The 18,895-nt window shown below is 37.1% G+C and carries 18 protein-coding genes; 10 read left to right on the top strand and 8 right to left on the bottom strand.

Annotation, left to right across the window (positions count from 1 at the left end; translation table 11 throughout):
* Window positions 1-78 precede the first annotated feature (78 nt).
* The 3 genes from LQV47_RS11740 to LQV47_RS11730 all read left to right on the top strand — a co-directional run bounded on the left by LQV47_RS11740 (window position 79) and on the right by LQV47_RS11730 (window position 3,318).
* Window positions 79-1,608, top strand: a complete 1,530-nt coding sequence (locus LQV47_RS11740; protein WP_230037059.1) for an aldehyde dehydrogenase family protein — start codon at window positions 79-81, stop codon at window positions 1,606-1,608.
* Window positions 1,609-1,832: 224 nt separating this feature from the next.
* Complete coding sequence (gene adhP, locus LQV47_RS11735) at window positions 1,833-2,867, top strand: alcohol dehydrogenase AdhP (RefSeq protein ID WP_230037057.1); 1,035 nt, start codon at window positions 1,833-1,835, stop codon at window positions 2,865-2,867.
* A gap of 67 nt (window positions 2,868-2,934) precedes the next feature.
* Entirely contained in the window at window positions 2,935-3,318 is a 384-nt protein-coding gene (locus tag LQV47_RS11730; protein ID WP_230037055.1) for a DUF779 domain-containing protein, read from the top strand.
* Window positions 3,319-3,357: 39 nt separating this feature from the next.
* On the opposite strand, the gene LQV47_RS11725 is transcribed toward LQV47_RS11730, so the two are convergent.
* A complete protein-coding gene (locus tag LQV47_RS11725; protein WP_230037053.1) occupies window positions 3,358-3,885 on the bottom strand; it encodes a hypothetical protein in 528 nt (175 codons plus the stop codon).
* A gap of 68 nt (window positions 3,886-3,953) precedes the next feature.
* Complete coding sequence (locus LQV47_RS11720) at window positions 3,954-5,153, bottom strand: dicarboxylate/amino acid:cation symporter (protein WP_230037051.1); 1,200 nt, start codon at window positions 5,151-5,153, stop codon at window positions 3,954-3,956.
* 92 nt (window positions 5,154-5,245) lie between these two features.
* Between LQV47_RS11720 and LQV47_RS11715 the strand changes: the two genes are divergently transcribed.
* The 3 genes from LQV47_RS11715 to LQV47_RS11705 are packed head-to-tail and all read left to right on the top strand — an operon-like array spanning window position 5,246 to window position 7,035.
* Window positions 5,246-6,157, top strand: a complete 912-nt coding sequence (locus LQV47_RS11715) for a J domain-containing protein (protein ID WP_230037050.1) — start codon at window positions 5,246-5,248, stop codon at window positions 6,155-6,157.
* Between the two features lie 3 nt (window positions 6,158-6,160).
* Complete coding sequence (locus tag LQV47_RS11710) at window positions 6,161-6,463, top strand: chaperone modulator CbpM (RefSeq protein WP_230037048.1); 303 nt, start codon at window positions 6,161-6,163, stop codon at window positions 6,461-6,463.
* A 41-nt stretch (window positions 6,464-6,504) separates the two neighbouring features.
* On the top strand, window positions 6,505-7,035 hold the full coding sequence (locus LQV47_RS11705) for a hypothetical protein (protein WP_230037046.1): 531 nt from the start codon (window positions 6,505-6,507) through the stop codon (window positions 7,033-7,035).
* 51 nt (window positions 7,036-7,086) lie between these two features.
* Here LQV47_RS11705 and LQV47_RS11700 read toward each other — a convergent pair whose 3' ends face one another.
* Window positions 7,087-8,070, bottom strand: a complete 984-nt coding sequence (locus tag LQV47_RS11700) for a pyridoxal-phosphate dependent enzyme (RefSeq protein ID WP_047495013.1) — start codon at window positions 8,068-8,070, stop codon at window positions 7,087-7,089.
* Between the two features lie 134 nt (window positions 8,071-8,204).
* Complete coding sequence (locus LQV47_RS11695) at window positions 8,205-9,434, bottom strand: FtsX-like permease family protein (RefSeq protein WP_230037044.1); 1,230 nt, start codon at window positions 9,432-9,434, stop codon at window positions 8,205-8,207.
* 4 nt (window positions 9,435-9,438) lie between these two features.
* Here LQV47_RS11695 and LQV47_RS11690 point away from each other — a divergent pair, with 4 nt between their 5' ends.
* A complete protein-coding gene (locus LQV47_RS11690) occupies window positions 9,439-10,635 on the top strand; it encodes a DUF1343 domain-containing protein (protein ID WP_230037042.1) in 1,197 nt (398 codons plus the stop codon).
* A gap of 144 nt (window positions 10,636-10,779) precedes the next feature.
* Here the strand turns inward: LQV47_RS11690 and LQV47_RS11685 are convergent, their stop codons facing one another.
* From LQV47_RS11685 to LQV47_RS11670, 4 genes are all read right to left on the bottom strand, one after another.
* Complete coding sequence (locus tag LQV47_RS11685) at window positions 10,780-10,986, bottom strand: hypothetical protein (protein ID WP_047495019.1); 207 nt, start codon at window positions 10,984-10,986, stop codon at window positions 10,780-10,782.
* Window positions 10,987-10,990: 4 nt separating this feature from the next.
* Window positions 10,991-11,617 (bottom strand): DUF3575 domain-containing protein, encoded by a 627-nt coding sequence (locus LQV47_RS11680; RefSeq protein WP_230037040.1) that lies wholly within the window; start codon window positions 11,615-11,617, stop codon window positions 10,991-10,993.
* A 7-nt stretch (window positions 11,618-11,624) separates the two neighbouring features.
* Window positions 11,625-12,800 carry a thioredoxin fold domain-containing protein gene (locus LQV47_RS11675; protein WP_230037038.1) on the bottom strand — a complete coding sequence of 392 codons (1,176 nt, stop codon included), beginning with the start codon at window positions 12,798-12,800 and terminating at the stop codon, window positions 11,625-11,627.
* Between the two features lie 178 nt (window positions 12,801-12,978).
* Window positions 12,979-13,353, bottom strand: a complete 375-nt coding sequence (locus LQV47_RS11670; RefSeq protein WP_230037036.1) for a helix-turn-helix domain-containing protein — start codon at window positions 13,351-13,353, stop codon at window positions 12,979-12,981.
* Window positions 13,354-13,484: 131 nt separating this feature from the next.
* Between LQV47_RS11670 and LQV47_RS11665 the strand changes: the two genes are divergently transcribed.
* The 3 genes from LQV47_RS11665 to LQV47_RS11655 all read left to right on the top strand — a co-directional run bounded on the left by LQV47_RS11665 (window position 13,485) and on the right by LQV47_RS11655 (window position 18,889).
* Window positions 13,485-14,450, top strand: a complete 966-nt coding sequence (locus tag LQV47_RS11665; protein ID WP_230037035.1) for an alpha/beta hydrolase — start codon at window positions 13,485-13,487, stop codon at window positions 14,448-14,450.
* A gap of 160 nt (window positions 14,451-14,610) precedes the next feature.
* Complete coding sequence (locus LQV47_RS11660) at window positions 14,611-16,194, top strand: histidine kinase (protein ID WP_230037033.1); 1,584 nt, start codon at window positions 14,611-14,613, stop codon at window positions 16,192-16,194.
* Window positions 16,195-16,324: 130 nt separating this feature from the next.
* Window positions 16,325-18,889 carry a zinc-dependent metalloprotease gene (locus LQV47_RS11655; protein WP_230037308.1) on the top strand — a complete coding sequence of 855 codons (2,565 nt, stop codon included), beginning with the start codon at window positions 16,325-16,327 and terminating at the stop codon, window positions 18,887-18,889.
* The last annotated feature ends 6 nt before the right edge of the window (window positions 18,890-18,895 follow it).

Here is an 18,895-nt window from a genome sequence, read left to right as displayed (position 1 = left end):
TTTTTATACGATTGTGCTATATGTTTTTATGGTTGTACATGTAATTTGGCATTACAGAAAAATGTAAAATATACTAATATGAGCACTATTACAGAAACAAGATCAGCGACTCTTTTACAGCGTCCTGAATTTAAAAACAGATATGATAATTATATTGACGGAAAATTTACACCCCCTGTTAACGGGCAGTATTTTGATGTAGTTTCTCCTGTAGATGGTAAAAATTTCACTCAGGTGGCCCATTCCTCTAAAGAAGATCTGGAACTGGCAGTGAATGCTGCAGATAAGGCATTTCAGTCCTGGAAAAACACCTCATCTACAGAGAGAAGTGTCATCTTGAATAAGATTGCAGACAGAATAGAGCAAAACCTGGAATACCTTGCTATTGTAGAGACTATTGATAATGGAAAAGCAGTAAGGGAAACGTTGGCAGCAGATTTACCCCTGGCAATAGATCACTTCAGATATTTTGCTTCTGTGATCCGTGCAGAAGAAGGCTCTCATAACGAATTGGATAAAGATACCGTATCCCTTATCGTACATGAACCTCTTGGTGTTATTGCCCAGATTATTCCATGGAATTTTCCTATACTGATGGCGGTATGGAAGCTGGCTCCGGCATTGGCTGCCGGAAACTGCGTGGTTTTAAAACCTGCAGAAAGCACCCCGGTTTCTATTATGGTCATGATGGAGCTTATCGGTGATCTTTTGCCTGCAGGAGTAATCAATATTGTGAATGGATTCGGAGCAGAATTGGGAAGAGCTTTAGTAACCAATCCTAAGGTTTCTAAGGCAGCCTTTACAGGTTCTACGGCTACAGGACGTCTGGTGATGCAGTACGCTACAGAGAACATTATTCCTGTCACGTTGGAGCTGGGAGGAAAATCACCGAATGTTTTCTTCAGTTCAGTAATGGATGCAGATGATGCATTTTTGGATAAAGCTATTGAAGGAGCTGTTCTTTTTGCCCTTAACCAGGGAGAAATCTGTACATGCCCTTCAAGACTGCTGGTTCAGGAAGGTATTGCAGATGCTTTCATCGAAAAGGTGATCGAGAGGGTAAAAGCAATCAAAGTGGGAAATCCATTGGATAAAACCGTGATGATGGGGGCTCAGGCTTCGCAGATTCAAAAAGATAAAATACTTTCCTATATACAGCTAGGAAAAGAGGAGGGAGCAGAAGTACTGGTAGGAGGTCAAGTCAATGATTTGGGAGAAGATCTTGAAAACGGATTTTATATTCAGCCAACCATTTTCAAAGGAAACAACAGGATGAGAATATTTCAGGAAGAGATTTTTGGCCCGGTACTGGCGTTTACAACGTTCAAGGATGAAGAGGAAGCAGTGAAAATTGCTAATGATACCATTTACGGCCTTGGAGCCGGAGTTTGGACCAGAGATGCACACCAGCTGTACAATATTCCACGTCAGATTGAAGCAGGAAGAGTTTGGGTAAACCAATACCACTCCTATCCGGCAGGAGCACCTTTTGGAGGATATAAGCAGTCGGGAATAGGAAGAGAGAACCATAAAATGATGCTTGATCACTATCGTCAGACTAAAAACATGCTTATTTCTTATAACAAAAATAAGTTAGGCTTCTTTTAATATTTAAATTTAGGACGTGCCCGATTGCCTTGGCTTTTCCAGGGCAAAACGGTCGGGCTATTCAGGGCTTCACTTCGTTTCGGTGCTTCATTACATTCCGCACCGGCTCGTACCTCGCCGCCCTTACTATCCCTCACGCGGAGAAATAGGGTGTGTACCGGACTAGCAGTCTATTTATTCAGAAAATATAATAACCTCAAAGAAAACAATTCAAAACATAAAATATGATCCCAAAAACAATGAAAGCCGCCGTAGTTCAAGGCTACGGACAGCCACTGAAAATTGAAGAAGTGCCCGTAAGAGAACCCGGCAGATATGAAGTTCTGGTAAAGGTGATAGCCTGTGGAGTCTGTCATACAGATTTACATGCTGTAGATGGTGATTGGCCGGCAAAGCCTAAGATGCCGCTTATTCCGGGACATGAAGGAGTAGGAATTGTAGTAGCCTGCGGACCGGAAGCCTTTGTAAAAGAAGGAGATGCGGTAGGAGTTCCCTGGCTGTATAGTGCCTGTGGCTGCTGCGATTATTGTATAACGGGATGGGAAACACTTTGTGAAGCCCAGAAAAACGGAGGATACAGTGTAGATGGAGGCTTTGCAGAATATGTAATTGCAGATTCCAGGTATGTAGGACATTTAAAATCCAATGTTAACTTTCTGGAAATAGCGCCAATTTTATGTGCAGGAGTAACAGTTTATAAAGGATTAAAAGAAACAGAAACAAAACCCGGAGAATGGGTAGCCATCTCAGGAATCGGAGGATTGGGACATGTAGCGGTTCAGTATGCTAAAGCAATGGGAATGCACGTTGCCGCAATAGATGTAGCAGATGATAAACTCAACCTGGCAAAAAAATTAGGGGCAGATCTGGTAGTCAATGCCAAGAATACAGACCCTGGAGAATATTTGCATAAAGAAGTTGGCGGGATGCACGGTACATTGATTACAGCAGTATCTCCAATTGCCTTCAAACAGGGAATAGATGTTTTACGGAGAAAAGGGACTATTGCGCTTAACGGACTTCCTCCCGGATCTTTTGAACTTCCGATTTTTGAAACTGTTTTAAAGAGAATAACCGTGAGAGGCTCTATCGTGGGAACCAGAAAGGATATGCAGGAGGCACTGGATTTTGCCAATGAGGGACTTGTAAAAGCTACAGTAACCCCCGCAAAGCTCGAAGATATTAATGATGTTTTTGATAAAATGAAGAAAGGGCAGATTGATGGCAGAATCGTATTAGACATTGCCGGCTCAAATTAAAACATGATGAGTATTTTATGTCCGGCAGACTAATCTGCCGGACTTTTTTCAATATAAAAATAAAAAAATGGAAGGAAAAATAGCAAGACTTTCAGCAACGGAAAAGGCACTTGACGTCATTCGGGAGCTTGAAAATAAGTATGGTGCCCTGATGTTTTATCAGGCTGGAGGATGCTGTGAAGGAACGCAGCCCCAATGTTTTGAGAAAGGAGGGTTTTTCCCCAGAATGAACGATGCTATGATTGGAACCATCAATGGATATGAATTCTGGATAGACCGGGATTTATTCGAATATTGGAAATATTCGCACTTTACCCTCGATGTGGCAGAGGGCTTTGGACCGGGAGGTTTCTCTCTCGAAACACCTTTGGGGAAAACATTTAAAGTTCAGTACAGGCTTTTTACTCCCGAAGAATATGAAAACCTGGAGCCGGTAAAACGCAGTGAATAGAATCCTGACAGATATAGATTCATACAGGATATAATGCTCTCAGTGCACTACAGAAGAATATTCTTGACTTATAGAGCTCAGCTCTCTTTCAAAATCGTGTTTTCCTTTTATGATCTCTCTTTTTAATACGAAATATTGAGTTCCCGTCATGAGTGAAGAAACTGCAATAAAAGGAAGGTGCTGACCTCCATTTTTTACATTGACAGCAACTGCAGCTATGAAGAAACATAACAAAAGTATAAAGGTGAAAATCTGAAAAGGGGAAGGAATATATGTTAAAGAAACAGTGGTTATAGTATTCTGATCATACAGGCTTCCTTTAATCACCGGATAATTCAGGTTGATATCAAATAAATGTCTTCTCCTCTTAATAGTAAAGTTTTTTTCATTAACTATTCCCCGGTATTCAAATCTTGTGGGAATTGCTGAATCTGAAATCAGGGATATAAAAGTAGTATTGGTTGTATAAGTAATTTTCCTTAGTCCTTTATTAAGTTCAGCTATATTGACGTTAATTTCAATGTTTTTACTGGTGTATAAACCGATACTTTGAAAAAATGAATTCATGGAAAATAAAGCTTAAGCGGTTATTATAGAAGTTTTTATGTGGAAATTGATCGAAGGTCATTCTACAATCAGGTCTTCACAAACCGGTTTACAAACATTGCTGCAACTATATCACCTACAGCGTTCAGAACAGTGGCTAACGGGTCTACCAATGTTCCGATAATCATCACAGCAGGAATGGCTTCCTGGGGTAATTTATACACCGAAATCATCAGCATTTCACCGATATATCCACCATTGGGAATACCTCCGGCTACAATACTTACAAAAACAGTAATTCCCAGTGCCAGCAACAGATTCGCCGGATCAAAAAAATCTTTTCCAATAATTAAAAAAGCAACATAGATTTTTATAATGGAAGACATGGAAGATCCGTTTTTATGGAGTGTTGTCCCAATAGGAATAACCAGGTTGGCAATAGAGTTAGGTATTCCAATTTTAGAGGCTGCCTGTAAGTTGGCAGGCATGGTAGCAAAACTGCTGCAGGTACTTATGGCAGTAAGGCTGGGATAAATGGCGTTGGTCCAGAAATTTCTAACTCCTTTTTGCCCATTGGCCATAAAAGCATACAGTGAAAAAAAGACAAAGAAATAAATAATTCCGGCAATATAGTACAAGCCTAAAGGCTTAGCATAAAATCCAAAGAGCTGAGGCCCTAAAGTGGCTACCTGAAACGCAAAATAAGCTCCAAGACCGATAGGAGCCAGGTTCATGATCAATAGAAGAAGCTCTTTCATGACTTCATATCCTGAAGCAATAAAAACTCTGAAAGGCGCTCCCTTTTCTCCTGCTTTCCGGGCAGCAAAACCCGTCATAAAAGCAAATATAAGAAGGGCCAGCATATTCTGCCTTGAAAAAAGAGCTGTAAATTCCCCTACGGTAAAAAATCCAACAATCCTATCACCCCATGTATCATTATTAGCGGCCTCTGTAATAGCTTCAGAGCTTCCCGAAACCCCGGAAACAGGGAAGAGATAGACTGCACAGATGGTAAAAACGGCAGCCGTCAGGATGAAGAATAAAAAGGTAAGAGCCATAATAAGAATAATCTTTCCAAATTTTGACTGCTGCTCCAAAGAAGCAATAGAATTGGAAACGGCAAAGAATACCAGAGGTACTACACTTACAAAAAGAAGGTTAAGGAAAATATCTCCCAAAGGTTTTATATACCCTACAATACCGGGAGCAGCTATTCCTATAATGCTTCCAACACTAATTCCTAAGAGTAATAATATAATTCCTGAGTAGTTTTTCAATACTTCTTTCATATGGGCTTTTTATCAAAGATAGCTTTATTTTTAACATTTTGTTATATAACTTTCAGAGGTAAATTTCATAAATTTGAGTAAACATCATTTCTATGGCTTATATAGATTACTATAAAATTTTAGGCGTAGATAAAAACGCAACACAGGATGATATCAAGAAAGCTTATCGAAAGCTGGCCAGAAAACTACATCCTGATCTTAATCCCGACGATAAAGAGGCCGAAAAAAAATTCAAAGAACTGAATGAAGCCAATGAAGTGCTCAGTAATGCTGAAAACCGTGCTAAGTATGATAAATACGGAGAGCATTGGAAACATGGTGAAGAATACGAAAAAGCCCAGCAACAGCAAAAGCAATATCAACAGCAGCAGAATTATAGCAGAGGATATTCCGGAGCCGATTTTGGTGAAGAGGAAGATTTTTCAGATTTCTTCCAAAGTATGTTTGGCGGAGCTGGCGGCTTTAGCAAAAGCTCACGGGGAAGTGCCTCCGGAAAATTTAAAGGAAAGGATATTCAGGCAGAGCTGAATCTGAATTTAAGAGATGCTGCTACCACTCATCCGCAAACTTTTGAAATCAATGGTAAAAAAGTAAGAATTACTATTCCTGCAGGGGTTTACGACGGACAGCAGATTAAGTTGAAAGGACATGGAAATCCCGGTTTTAACGGTGGCCCTCACGGAGATCTTTATATTACATTTAATATCCCTGCTGATCCGGATTTTGAAAGAATAGGAGATGATCTGAAAACTAAGGTCGTTATCGATATGTATACTGCTGTTTTGGGTGGAGGCATACAAGTAAATACCCTGGATAGCAGCGTCAATCTTAAAGTAAAACCGGAAACTCAAAACGGAATGACGGTAAGACTTAAAGGAAAAGGTTTTCCTGTTTACAAAAAAGAAGGGCAGTATGGTGATCTTTTTGTAACCTATGAAGTGAGATTGCCGGTAAACCTTACAGAAAAGCAGAAAGAACTTTTTGAACAACTAAAAAATTCCTAGGCTATGAGTGAAAGAATATCACGGGAGGAACTCGTAAAAATCTATAATATAGAAATCACTTTTTTTGATGATCTTGTAGAATATGGTTTGTTAAACATTCATATTGAAAATGATATCCATTATCTGATGTATGAAGACCTGCCGGAACTTGAAAAATTTTCCAACTGGCATTATGATCTTGAAATCAATCTTCCCGGTCTGGAAGTGATCCATAATATGCTGAAGAAACTGAATGCCTTAAAAAACAGAAACCGGGAACTGATGAACAAACTTAATGCTATAAGTGATCAATATGAAGATATTTAGCTAGCTTTACAGCTTTATAAAGCAAACTATATATTTATATTATGAGTGAAGAAAAGGTGATCGTACTAAGGCCTGACAGAAAGACGTTTGAAGACATTTATTTTAGCGGAAACCAGGGAAATTTACTTTTCTCACCTACTACCAGAAGTAAGACCATCACAACAATTGTAGCTGCTGCTATTCTATTTATTGCATTTCTTTTGAAAGACAGCTTGAGTAAGGATAGCCGGGGAGTCTTATATTTTTTAAGTTTTATATTTCTCCTTTGTACGGTTTTTCTGTCTGTAAGCATTAATAAAGTGTCCAGATGGAAGAAACAGGTGAATCATTATCTGGGAGTACTTGAAAAATGTAAGCTTTACGAAATAAGATTTGATTCTCTTTTTTTTACGGTAAATATAGATGGAGAGAAAGAAACCAGCGAATGGAAAGACTTTGAATATTTTGATGCTAATAATGAATTTATTGCTCTGGAAGGTAAGTACAGTTATATGTTTCCAAAGAAGTCAATGACTGAAAGGGAGTATAATCTACTCAAAAAAATACTTAAAGAAAATATTAATAAAGAATAAAAAATCAGAGCAATTGCTCTGATTTTTGTTTTATCGTGAAGTGATCGTTTATTAATCAAGCCAGCCCATTTCCTTCATCCATTCGTCATTGTAAATTTTTCCTACATATCTTGAACCGTGGTCATGAAGTAAAACAACAATGATATCATCTTTCGTGAACTGATCTTTCATCTGAATCAGGGAGGCAATAGCACTTCCTGCAGAATATCCACAGAAAATACCTTCTTCTTTAGCCAGCTTTCTAGCATAGATGGCCCCGTCTTTATCGGTTACTTTTTCAAAATGATCAATGACAGACATATCATAGTTCTCAGGAATGATATCTTCTCCAATTCCTTCTGTAATATAAGTATAGGCATGGTCATAATGAAGCTCTCCGGTTTCATGGAATTCTTTCAGGATAGAACCATACGTGTCTACTCCGATTATTTTAATGTCCTGGTTTTTTTCTTTGAAGAATGTTCCACATCCTGTAATCGTACCTCCTGTTCCTGCACCCGCTACAAAGTGAGTCAGCTTTCCTTCTGTCTGCTCCCAGATTTCAGGCGCTGTAGACTCATAATGAGCTGTTCTGTTAGATAAATTGTCATATTGGTTCACATACCATCCGTTCTCCGTTTCTTTAGCCAGTCTTTTGGAAACTGAATAATAAGAACGCGGGTCAGTAGGCTTTACATCAGTAGGACATACAATAACCTCAGCACCTACAGCACGAAGAATGTCACATTTTTCTTTGGATTGTTTGGAATTCGTTACGAAGATACATTTGTACCCTTTGATGATCGCTGCAAGCGCTAATCCCATTCCTGTATTTCCTGAAGTTCCCTCAATGATGGTTCCTCCAGGTTTTAATCTGCCGTCTTTTTCAGCATCTTCTATCATTTTAAGAGCCATTCTGTCCTTTACTGAATTTCCGGGATTGAAAGTCTCTACTTTTGCTAAAACTAATGCCGGAAAGTCTTCTCCTAATACATTGTTAAGTTTTACCAGCGGTGTATTACCTATAGTTTCAAGAATATTTTTTGCGTATTTCATAAATGTTTTATATGCGGGACAAAGATAAGGCTTTTAAAATTATTTTTATTGTGGATAACATGTGGATAACGTGTTGGCAACATCGATATTCACATCCAAAAATGGTATCAGCTGCTTATTGCTCCTTCCCGTTACTAATTATATTTAATTGCTTTTACCGGTGAAATTTTACTGATCAGATAACTTGGGATAATCAAAGCAAGCCCTGAGATGATTAGAATCCCCACTGAAATAGAAATAATAGCAATAGGGTTAAGATCTACCGGAACGGTGCTTACGTAATAATTTTCAGGATTAAGTTTAATAATTCCGAAGAATTTCTGAATCAGAATAAGACCTAATCCAATGGCATTTCCATATAAAAGCCCGGGAATCATAATAATAAGTGTATAGTTGATAAAAGTGGCCCGGATCTGAGAATTGCTGGCTCCTAATGTTTTAAGAAGACCTATGGAATTGGTTCTTTCGATGATAAGGATCAGAAGAACCATAATAATATTAATAACCACTACAATGAGCATAATAATGATGATTAAAGCAATATTCGTATCGAAAATGCTTATCCAGTCATTGATTTGCGGAAACTTTTCTGTCGCTTTTTCTGCGTAATTTTTATATCCTATCAGTTTCTCAATATCGGGAAAATCTTTATCTATATCGTTGACATTTTTAAGGAAAATATCCAGTCCTCCGGCTTCATCGGGCTTCATATCCAGAATTCTTCTTACATGATTGATCCCTCCAAGAACGAATTGATCATCAATCATCTTAATATCGGTTCTATAAATTCCAAGTACACGGAACTTACGATAAATTGGCTTTTGATCTGCCTTTAAAAAAACAGTGACAATACTATCGTTGAGCTTTAGGTGAAGATCGTTAGCCACTTTCTGTGAAATGGCTACATCGTTGTTGAAGCCTACTTCTGTGACGTTGGGAGTAGTACCGGCAATTAAGAATTTCTTAAACCTGAGACTGTCAAAATCTTTTCCAACTCCCTTAAATGTAATGCCTGCAAAGCTATGCTCATTCCGCATAATACCGGTAACTGTGGCATATTTCTGGATACTTTCCACATCTGGAAGTTCTTTGATCTTAGGAATATTGAGCCCCTGGTTATCAAGTACTGAAGTATTATAGGAAGAATTGGAACGTGTAGACCTTACGGTAATATGTCCGCTGAAATCTGCCAGTCTTTCTTTAATAGCTTTTTTAGAACCAAAGCCTGTGGCCACGGTAATTAAGGAAACAATGATTCCCAAAGCTACAGAAAGTCTGCCAATGAAGATGATAACTCTTGAAAGGTTATTTTTGTTATCTTTGGAAAATGCTATTTTTCTAGAGAAATATAAAGGAAATTTCAAGCTTATGAATTTAGATTTCAAAATTAAAAATTTACTTCTTATTTGCCTAATTTTTTTAGGAGTATTCAACCAATATTATTCTCAGGCTCAAGTTCAACCGGATTTTAAAACCGGAGCCGATCAGCCTGAATTGTATTTACCCCTGTTAAAAAACAAAACGATTGGCATTGTGACCAATCAAACCGGGCTGATGAGTGATAAGAATCATCTGGTAGATTTTTTAGTAAAAAATAAGATTAACATTAAAGCTATTTTTGCTCCGGAACATGGGTTCAGGGGAGATGCTGATGCCGGTGCGAAAGTGAAAAATGGAGTAGATGTAAAAACAGGATTGCCCATTGTTTCATTATATGGCAATAATAAAAAACCAAAACCTGAACAGTTAAAAGGTATTGACATTGTTCTTTTTGATATCCAGGATGTAGGTGTAAGGTTTTATACCTATATCTCTACATTAACTTATTTAATGGAAGCCGGTGCTGAAAATAATGTTGAAATCATGGTTCTGGATCGCCCGAATCCACATGACGGTTATACTGACGGCCCTGTTTTAAGAAAAAAATGGGCAAGCTTTGTAGGCATGCATGAAGTTCCTGTAGTATATGGGCTGACAATTGGAGAATATGGAAAAATGGTAAACGGAGAAAAGTGGCTGAAAAATGGTGTTCAGGCTAAATATACCCTTATTCCAATGAAAAATTACCATAAAAAACAACGGTATCCAATTTTAGATAAACCTTCTCCCAACTTACCGAATGATAAAGCCATTAATCTTTATCCTAGCTTATGCTTTTTTGAAGGAACTCAGGTTTCTGTAGGAAGAGGAACAGATATCCCTTTCCAGGTTTATGGTTCTCCGTGGACAGAAAAACTGCCATATGAGTTTACTCCCAAACCAAGCTATGGGGCTAAAGATCCTTTTCTGAACGGAAAGCTCTGCCATGGTGAAAACCTTTCGAAATACCCAAAAGATTTAAGAGAACTTAACCTTGAATGGGTTATAAAAGCATATCAGAATTATAAAAACCCCCAGCTGGATTTCTTCCTGAAAAATCTATGGTTTGATACATTATCCGGAACCGATGAATTCAGAAAGCAGATCATTGCCGGCAAAACAATTCCGGAAATTAAAGCTTCGTGGAAAAAAGACCTGGCCGATTTTGAAAAGATCAGAACCAGGTATGTGGTGTACGAAAATTAATTGGGGGGCTAGAAAGGAGGTTTGAAGCTGGAAGTCGGAAGTTATGAAAGCCATAAAAATGGCTTTTATTTTTTTTAAGACCAGTTGGTAGTAATATGACTGAAAATAACTTCCAGCCTCGTGCTTCTAACTTCCAGCTTTTAACTAATCAAAATGCTGAGGTGGGTTTTTGTCATTTTTACCTTTGTTTAAGATAAATAAACCCACAGTTAACCCAACAACTCCTGCAAAAGCAGTGAGCAAAGCTCTTTGTAATTTATCAGGAAGATCATTCCCAAGGTAGTTCATTAAAAAAAGGATCACAAAAGTGATCACTGAAATGATAATATGATTTCTTCCGAATGGTTTCATTGTATTATTTAAATTTGTAAGAGATCATGACCCCTCCTCTGTATGGGATAAATTCGCCACTTTTATTAAGACCGCTTGCCTGGTCATATCTTTTTCCTGTTGTTTTATCATACCCTTTATAAAAACTCTGGGATGTTCCAACAGTACCATAGATGTCAAGATTCCAACGGTCAGATAACTGAAACTGATAGCCGGCAGTTAGCCCCAGCATAATAGAAAATCCTTTTTGGTAAAGATTGGAGTTGATATAAGTGTCACCATTTTCCCTGACAATAACCCTATCATTCCAATAGTTCCATTTTTGAACATTATAGGCTGCAAAAGCAAGATTCGCTCCCAGATACCAGTGTTTAAAAGCCTCTTTGAAATAATACCTGCCTTCTACAGAAGCAGAATAATATTGAAGCTTATGTCCGGCAAAAGATTTCCATGGGGAAATAAAAACATCTCCCTGAATGGTATATTTAGGGCTTATCTGCTTTTCTACACCGGCGTTGATGATTCCTATGGGTAGAAAAAGAGCGTTCCCCTTTATGTATAAACTTTTATCCTGTCCTTGTTCCTGTTCCTGAGCGTTTAGAGTACCTATTGCTAGGAAAGCTAAAGCGCCTGTCAATAATTTATAATTCATCGGTGTGTTATTGTATTTGATTTAATAGCTCTTCGGCCAGTTTTGAATCTTTATGGGTTTGAGTGGCTATATTTTTAGACATTTCTGCATAATTCTTTGCCATTTCTTTATTGCCTGTCAGAAAATACAGCTTGGCGAGAATATAAGTGTTTTCAGAGGTTTCACTTCTCATTACAGACTTTTCTGCCCATTCTGTGGCCTTCTTTAATGAGGCTGGTGTTTTGATATGATCACTGAATACCCATGCAGCCCTTAATAGTTCATTGGGTTCAAAAGCATCAGCATTTTTATAATAGTCTAACGCAGCTTTCTCAAATTCCGGAAAATTAGCGTTCTGCTCGTAATAGCTAAGTTTGGTCTGATTAAGCTTTGTGATGGCTGCCTCTTTGCCTACCAAAGGCTCGGCTGCTTTCATAAAGGTATCGTCATTGATTCTTTTGTTTTTATCATCAATGGACTGTTCTACTATTTTGGATAATTTCAGCTGAGCATCAAATTCTTTATAGGTATCTTCAGGTAAAAACTTAATAATTTCAGCTTTTCTTGAAGTGAAAACAGTATAATTACGGTCTTCTGTTGACTTTACGAAATAGAGCAGGAGGCCGATTTCTTCTTTTGAAAGCTCTTCAGTCTTTTTTTTATTTTCAAAATATCTTTCCGAAGCTTTTTTAGCGAAATCAAAATTACTGCTGGAGTTCAGTTTCATGACATTGATCAGAAATTCGGGATCTTTTTCACCATTGGCAAAACGTTCTTTCAAAGAACCTTTTTTATTGCCCGGAGAATTGATGTCCTGAGCCATAGTCACAAACATACCTGCCTCCATATATCCGGAGTTTTGAGAAACAAGTTCTCCTTCACCATTTAAAAAAAGATAGGTAGGATAAGACCGTACTCCATATTTAGCTGCAATTTCACGTCCTTCACCTTTTTCCATATCGAATCTTGCATTAATGAAGCTGGTATTGAAATAATCTCCAACGGATTTTTGAGTGAAAACATTTTTTTCCATCATCTTACATGGGCCACACCAGGAAGCATAGGCATCTAGAAAAACCAATTTCTTTTCCTTTTTTGCCTTTGCGATAATATCCTTGAATGGTAATTCCTGGAACTGGATAGACTCTTGAGCTGAGATAATGATAGAACAAAAAATAGATATCCCGGAGATGATCTTCTTCATTTTCAAATTAGATTTGTAGGCGAAGATAATTAATTTTCAAAACATAAAGAGCTGATTCCACTTCCTGATAGAGTATATTAACTAATTTTAAGATTTATGACTGCTTTGGTTAACAGATCATATGAAAATAACAACCGGAATTTAAACTTACAGATTTTGAAAGCTAACTTTAATGTCACTAGGATGATTCATTATTATTTTGTTTATCATTTTTATGCTCCTTACCCCAGATTTCCAATTCATTCAGTATGGGAATTAATCTTTTACCAATCTCGGATAATTCATATTCTACTCTCGGAGGAACTTCTGCATAAATATTTTTGATAATCAAATTTTCATGTTCCATTTTTTTCAGCTGAAGGGTAAGCATTCTTTCGGAAATATTGGGAATATTGTTCTTTAATTCATAGAACCTCAGCTTTCCTTGTCTAAGATGATAACAAATAGAGAGGATCCAGCGCCCGCTGATCAGATTAACGGCATATATTTCTGAACAGCTGTGTTCCAGTGTTTTTTTATTTTCATTATTGGTGGATGATTCTTTAATACTCATACTTACATTTTTGTTCGTTTCATACAATCTAATACATACTTGGACAGCATATTACATGTAAGTTAAATTTACAAATAAAAAACAGCAAATATCTTCTTTGCAGATTTCATTTGTATTAAAAATATAACAGCATGGACTTTAACAGAATTGATGAAGATTTAAGAATAAGTATAGAGAATACTCCCTATTCATTAGAAATTGATGAAGATGTATTTTTAAATAATCCTGAGCTAATCCAGAAGGAAAGAAAAGAATTTATAAAAGCGCATCCTTTTAAGCATTCCGATTATATCCTTATAAAAGATATTTTTATAGAAAGTTCAGTGGATAGATATGAAATCAGGTTACATATTTATCAGCCTGAAAAATATAACATGGATAAAACGCTCTTATATTTTCATGGAGGAGGATATGTTTTCGGTTTACCCGAACAGGTGGACAATCAGATGTTCGAAATTGCAGATAAGCTCAATGCAACTATTGTGTCGGTAGATTACCGATTATCTCCTCAGTATCGGTTTCCAGTTCCAATTCTGGATGGTTTTGATGCTTTACAATGGGTGATTAGTGAAGGGGAAGCTCAGTTGGGAATTAATCCTGCTCATATCACGGTTTTAGGAGCCAGCGCTGGAGGTCACCTGGCAGCAGCAGTTACCCAGATGGCTGTAGATCATCATATTGAAAATATAAAGCATCAGTTTTTATTGTATCCGGTAATTCATAACCGGTTAGACACTTCTTCAATGGAAGAGTTTACAGATGCTCTTTTATGGAACAGGATATATGCTCAAACGGCATGGCTTCATTTTTTGGGGGAAGAGAATGTAAATAAACGTATCAGATATGCAGATTTAACTCATTACGATAATTTTACTAAGCTGCCTCCAACAACCATTGTTGCCTGTGAACTGGATCCTTTAAGGGATGAAGATATAGAATTTGCACAGTTGCTGTATAAGGCTGGTGTCAAGACTGAACTATGGGTTATTCCAGGTGCCTTACATGTTTTTGATCTGTTTGATTCTCCCATGAACAATCAATATAAAAAGTTTATGATGGGCAGGCTTTTTTGTAAAACAAATAAAAGGAAAAAATAATATTCAAAAACGTCTTCATGAAGATGGTTTTGAATATTATGAGATGATTTTTCTACGTATTCTGATTATATATATAATTCACTTTTTGGTCCTGAAATCTTTGTTATAATTTTGCAAACGAATAATTTACCTGTAGGAGGAAACAAGAATTTAGAATACATTGAATATTAACTTTAAACGTGCACTGTCTCAGAAATCTGTTTTTATAGCTGCTTTATCTGTTTCTTTAATTGCAGTTGTAGCACTCGCTATTTTGAGCTTTTTAATTACCCGTGACAGCCAGAAAAATACCGAAGATTTCGCAAGGAAAACTTTTGTCCGTAAATATGAATCCGTTGAAAAGGAATTTAGAAATATTGAGGATTATCAATATCTGCTTCGTGCCCTGATCCAAAAAGACGGGTTGAAAAACTATAAAGATTATTCTTCCGTTTTAAATGACCTGAACAAAAAACGCAATCTTTTAGCTTACAGCTGGTATTACTATTATAATGACGTCTCCGGAAAAACCGAGAGTAATACCCCATTGTCTGATGTTTTCAAAAAAACAGGAAACATAGAAAAGTCTGTCACTTTAAAAAATAATGCAGCCGGGCATTTCAAAGACCTTCTAATTACCCGTAAAGACAGCTTGTATTGGGTGAGCTATGATTCTTTGCTGTTGCCGGATAAAAATAAACTGTATTATGGTTCTGCTGTAAGTCTGGATGACCTTCATCAATATTTTATCAATGTAGATAAAAGCTCTAATACCTACGCCTATGTTTTTACCAAAGAAGGTATTTGTATTACCCATCCTGAAAAGAAATACCTTGGTAAAAATATTTTTGATTTTACAGATATTAAGTCTAAAGATACATTGAGCAGTGAAACAAAATCAGGATATACCGAAGGCATTGCAATCTCTGAGTATCTGGGAGTTGAAGTCACCCGGTTTATAAAACCCTTAAAAACGGATAATTTTGAAGGATATACCGTGGTTAACCACGTCAATTTTATTATCGATGAAAATGTATACAAAGTAAAAACGTATACCACCTATATTTTTCTGGCAGCATTATTTCTTATTGTAACGGTCTTTATATTGTTTCAGAGATCTGCTCATATTGCCTATAGGGAAAAAGAAAAAATACAGTCTGAAAAGAACTTATTGTTGGTAGAGAACGAAAAGATGCACAAAGCAGAAGTCATCAACCAGCTTCAGCAGCTTAAAAATAATATCAATCCGCATTTTCTGTTCAATTCTCTGAATTCCCTATATATGCTGATCGGGATTAATAAAGACAATGCGCAAAAGTTTACCATGAATCTTTCAAAGATCTACCGCTATCTTATTGTACCTCCCAAGGAAAATATTGTTTCCGTTGCCCAGGAGATTAATTTTATACAGCAGTATATGGAACTTTTGAAAAGCAGGTTTGATGAAGAGCTGAAGTTTAAATTAGTGATTAATAATCAGGAGAGTTTGGAAAATAAGATTCCTTATCTGTCTCTTCAAATCGTAACGGAAAATGCGATAAAACATAATATAGCAACCATAGATCAGCCTCTGGAAATTATCATTACCATTGAAAAAGAAGGGATCATTGTAAAAAATACCTGGCAGCTCAAAACAGAACCCGTTCAGGGAGAGAAATTCGGAATTGATTATTTGAATCAAGTTTATGGATATTTTAAACATAATTTTGTTAATATTTCTGTAGATGGTGAATATTTCATATGTTTTTTGCCATTAATGAAGTGAAAATAAAAATCCATTCACTCCCGAAATATCCCCTCTCACTCCCTAACACTATATATATGATTCTCTTTACCTATAGCTTTGCCCGCTGAAACTAAGATATTTACTATTTGGAATGAATCGGACTATTTTAATGAAGAATTACAGGCTGGCACTGTATTTAGGACTTGCTGTGGCTTCGCCGGCAGTGCTGGCACAGAAAAAAGATTCTGTAAAAACGACTAAAGAAAAAACTGAAAAAGCTGACGTTTCTTCGAAGAAAACAAAAAAAATTGAAGACCTGATCAAAAAAGGAACTTATAAAAAAGGACTTTTTAATACGATCCAGGTAAAAACGGATGTTTATTTTGAAATTCCTGACAGCCTGATGGGGCGTCAGTTTTTGGTGGTTAATAAACTGTCTCAGGTACCTATGCAGGTAAATGAAGCTGGTTTAAACAAAGGAATGAACTATGAAAATAAAATCATTTCATTTCACCGCGATACCGTAGCTAAAAAAGTTTGGGTCAGAACTTCAGAGGCGAAAGTTTCTTCCCCTAAAAATGATGCTATTACAAAATCTGTAAAAGATAATTTCTCAGAATCTATTATTGAAGTTTTTGATATTGAAGCTCAAAATTCAGATTCTACGGCGGTAGCCATTAAGGTAAACAAAGTTTTTGATGGAAATCAGAAAAGCTTTAATGATGTTTTGGCTAATGTAGGATTGGGGGGATCAGTGAAATCAAGCCTTTCTTACATTGAAGGCGTGAAGACATTTCCTCAGAACCTTGTGGTGAAATCCCAGTTGTCAACATCCGTGAATGAAGGAGGTGTTGATTTGCCGGTAACACTTGGTGTAACCACTAATCTTGTACTGCTTTCTAAAACTCCTATGAAACCGAGAGTTTCTGATCCAAGAGTGGGGTTTTTTACAGAAAAACACTGGGCATTTAATGATGGCCAACAGAAAATGGATGAGAAATTCTTTATTACCAAATGGAATTTGGAACCTAAAGATGAAGATAAAGAAAGGTATTTGAAAGGAGAATTGGTAGAACCTAAAAAACCGATTGTATATTATATTGATCCATCCACCCCAAAGCAGTGGCGTGAGAAAATTATTGCAGGAGTTCATGACTGGCAAGTGGCTTTTGAGCAGGCTGGTTTCAAAAATGCGGTCATTGCAAAGATGCCGGATGAGAAAGATGAGGATTTTGATATTGATGATGTAAGATATTCGGTGATTACCTATGCGGCTTCCCCTAAATCTAATGCTATGGGGCCTTCGGTAGTGGATCCTAGAAGTGGTGAGATTATAGAGGCGGATATCATCTGGTGGCATAATGTAATGACTTCGCTTCAGGAATGGATGAGAATTCAGATAGGGCCTATAGATCCTAAAGCCAGAGGAAATAAATTCAGTGATGAATATATGGGAGAAGCTATCCGGTTCGTTTCGTCCCATGAAGTAGGACATACTTTCGGATTGAAACATAATATGGGATCTTCCTTCGCCTTTCCTGTAGAATCACTCCGTTCCAAAGAGTTTACCGATAAGATGGGCGGTACAGCACCTTCTATCATGGATTATGCCCGTTACAATTATGTAGCTCAGCCGCAAGATGGTGTTACTGCTATTACTCCAAAAATTGGAATTTACGATAAATATGCTATCGAATGGGGCTACCGTTGGTATCCTGAAGAATTTTCTGAGAAAAAAGCATTGAGAAATTTAATAGAGAAACATGAGGACGACCCTCTGTATTTTTATGGAGAACAGCAAAGTTATCTGGAAACTATAGATCCGCGTTCACAATCTGAAGATTTGGGTGATGATGCTATGAAGGCCAGTGAATACGGGATGAAAAACCTGAAAATTGTTGTAGATAATCTTTTAAAATGGAGCTATGCAGATGGTAAAGATTATACGGATGCAGGGAAATTGTATTTAGGGGCTATTGGGCAATGGGATCTGTATACCGGTCATGTCATGGCGAATGTAGGAGGAATTTATCTGAACCATACGAATTTCGGAAATAAGAAAAAAGCTTACGAAGCAGTACCTGCAGAAACCCAGAGAAGAGCTGTTGATTATCTTGTTAAGAATGCCATCAACCTTCCGGAATGGTTATTTTTCAATCCGATCTCAGAGAAAACATATCCTGTTAAAAATTCTCCAATGGGACCGTTTGAACAGACTCCTTATACGCTGGCAAGAGGAATGCAGTATGCAAATATTTATTCCCTGTTGATGGATGACAGACTGTTGAGATTATTGGAAAATGAGCTAAAACATGAGGTTTCGGGGTCAAAAGGGGAAATATATACTGTTGAGAATTTATTTGATCAGATAAGAACTGCTATTTTCAATAAAAGAGGAAGTCTGACGATCCTTGAAAAGATGACGCAGAAGAACTATGTGGACGCTTTAATTGTTTCTGTGAATAAATTATTTGAAAAGACTGCGGTAAAGGCACTGAAGGTAGACAATACCCTGAAAATGCCAATGATCTGTACTTTCCATGAAGATGATAAGGAGCTTAGAAACATTAATTATTCCTCAATGAAAAGAGTATCTGAAGTAACTACCTATAAAAGGGCAGAACTGCACAAGGTGCTGGATTTACTGAACAGAACCAGATATAAAGGAGATGATGCTTCAAGAGCTCATTACACAGACTTAATTATTCGAATTGAAGAGGCTTTAAATAAATAATCGGCT

This window comes from Chryseobacterium sp. Bi04 (genome assembly GCF_918698085.1).
Classification (GTDB): Bacteria; Bacteroidota; Bacteroidia; order Flavobacteriales; family Weeksellaceae; genus Chryseobacterium.
The sequence above is the reverse complement of the archived record's forward strand: the minus strand, read 5'-3'. Positions and strand labels throughout refer to the sequence as shown.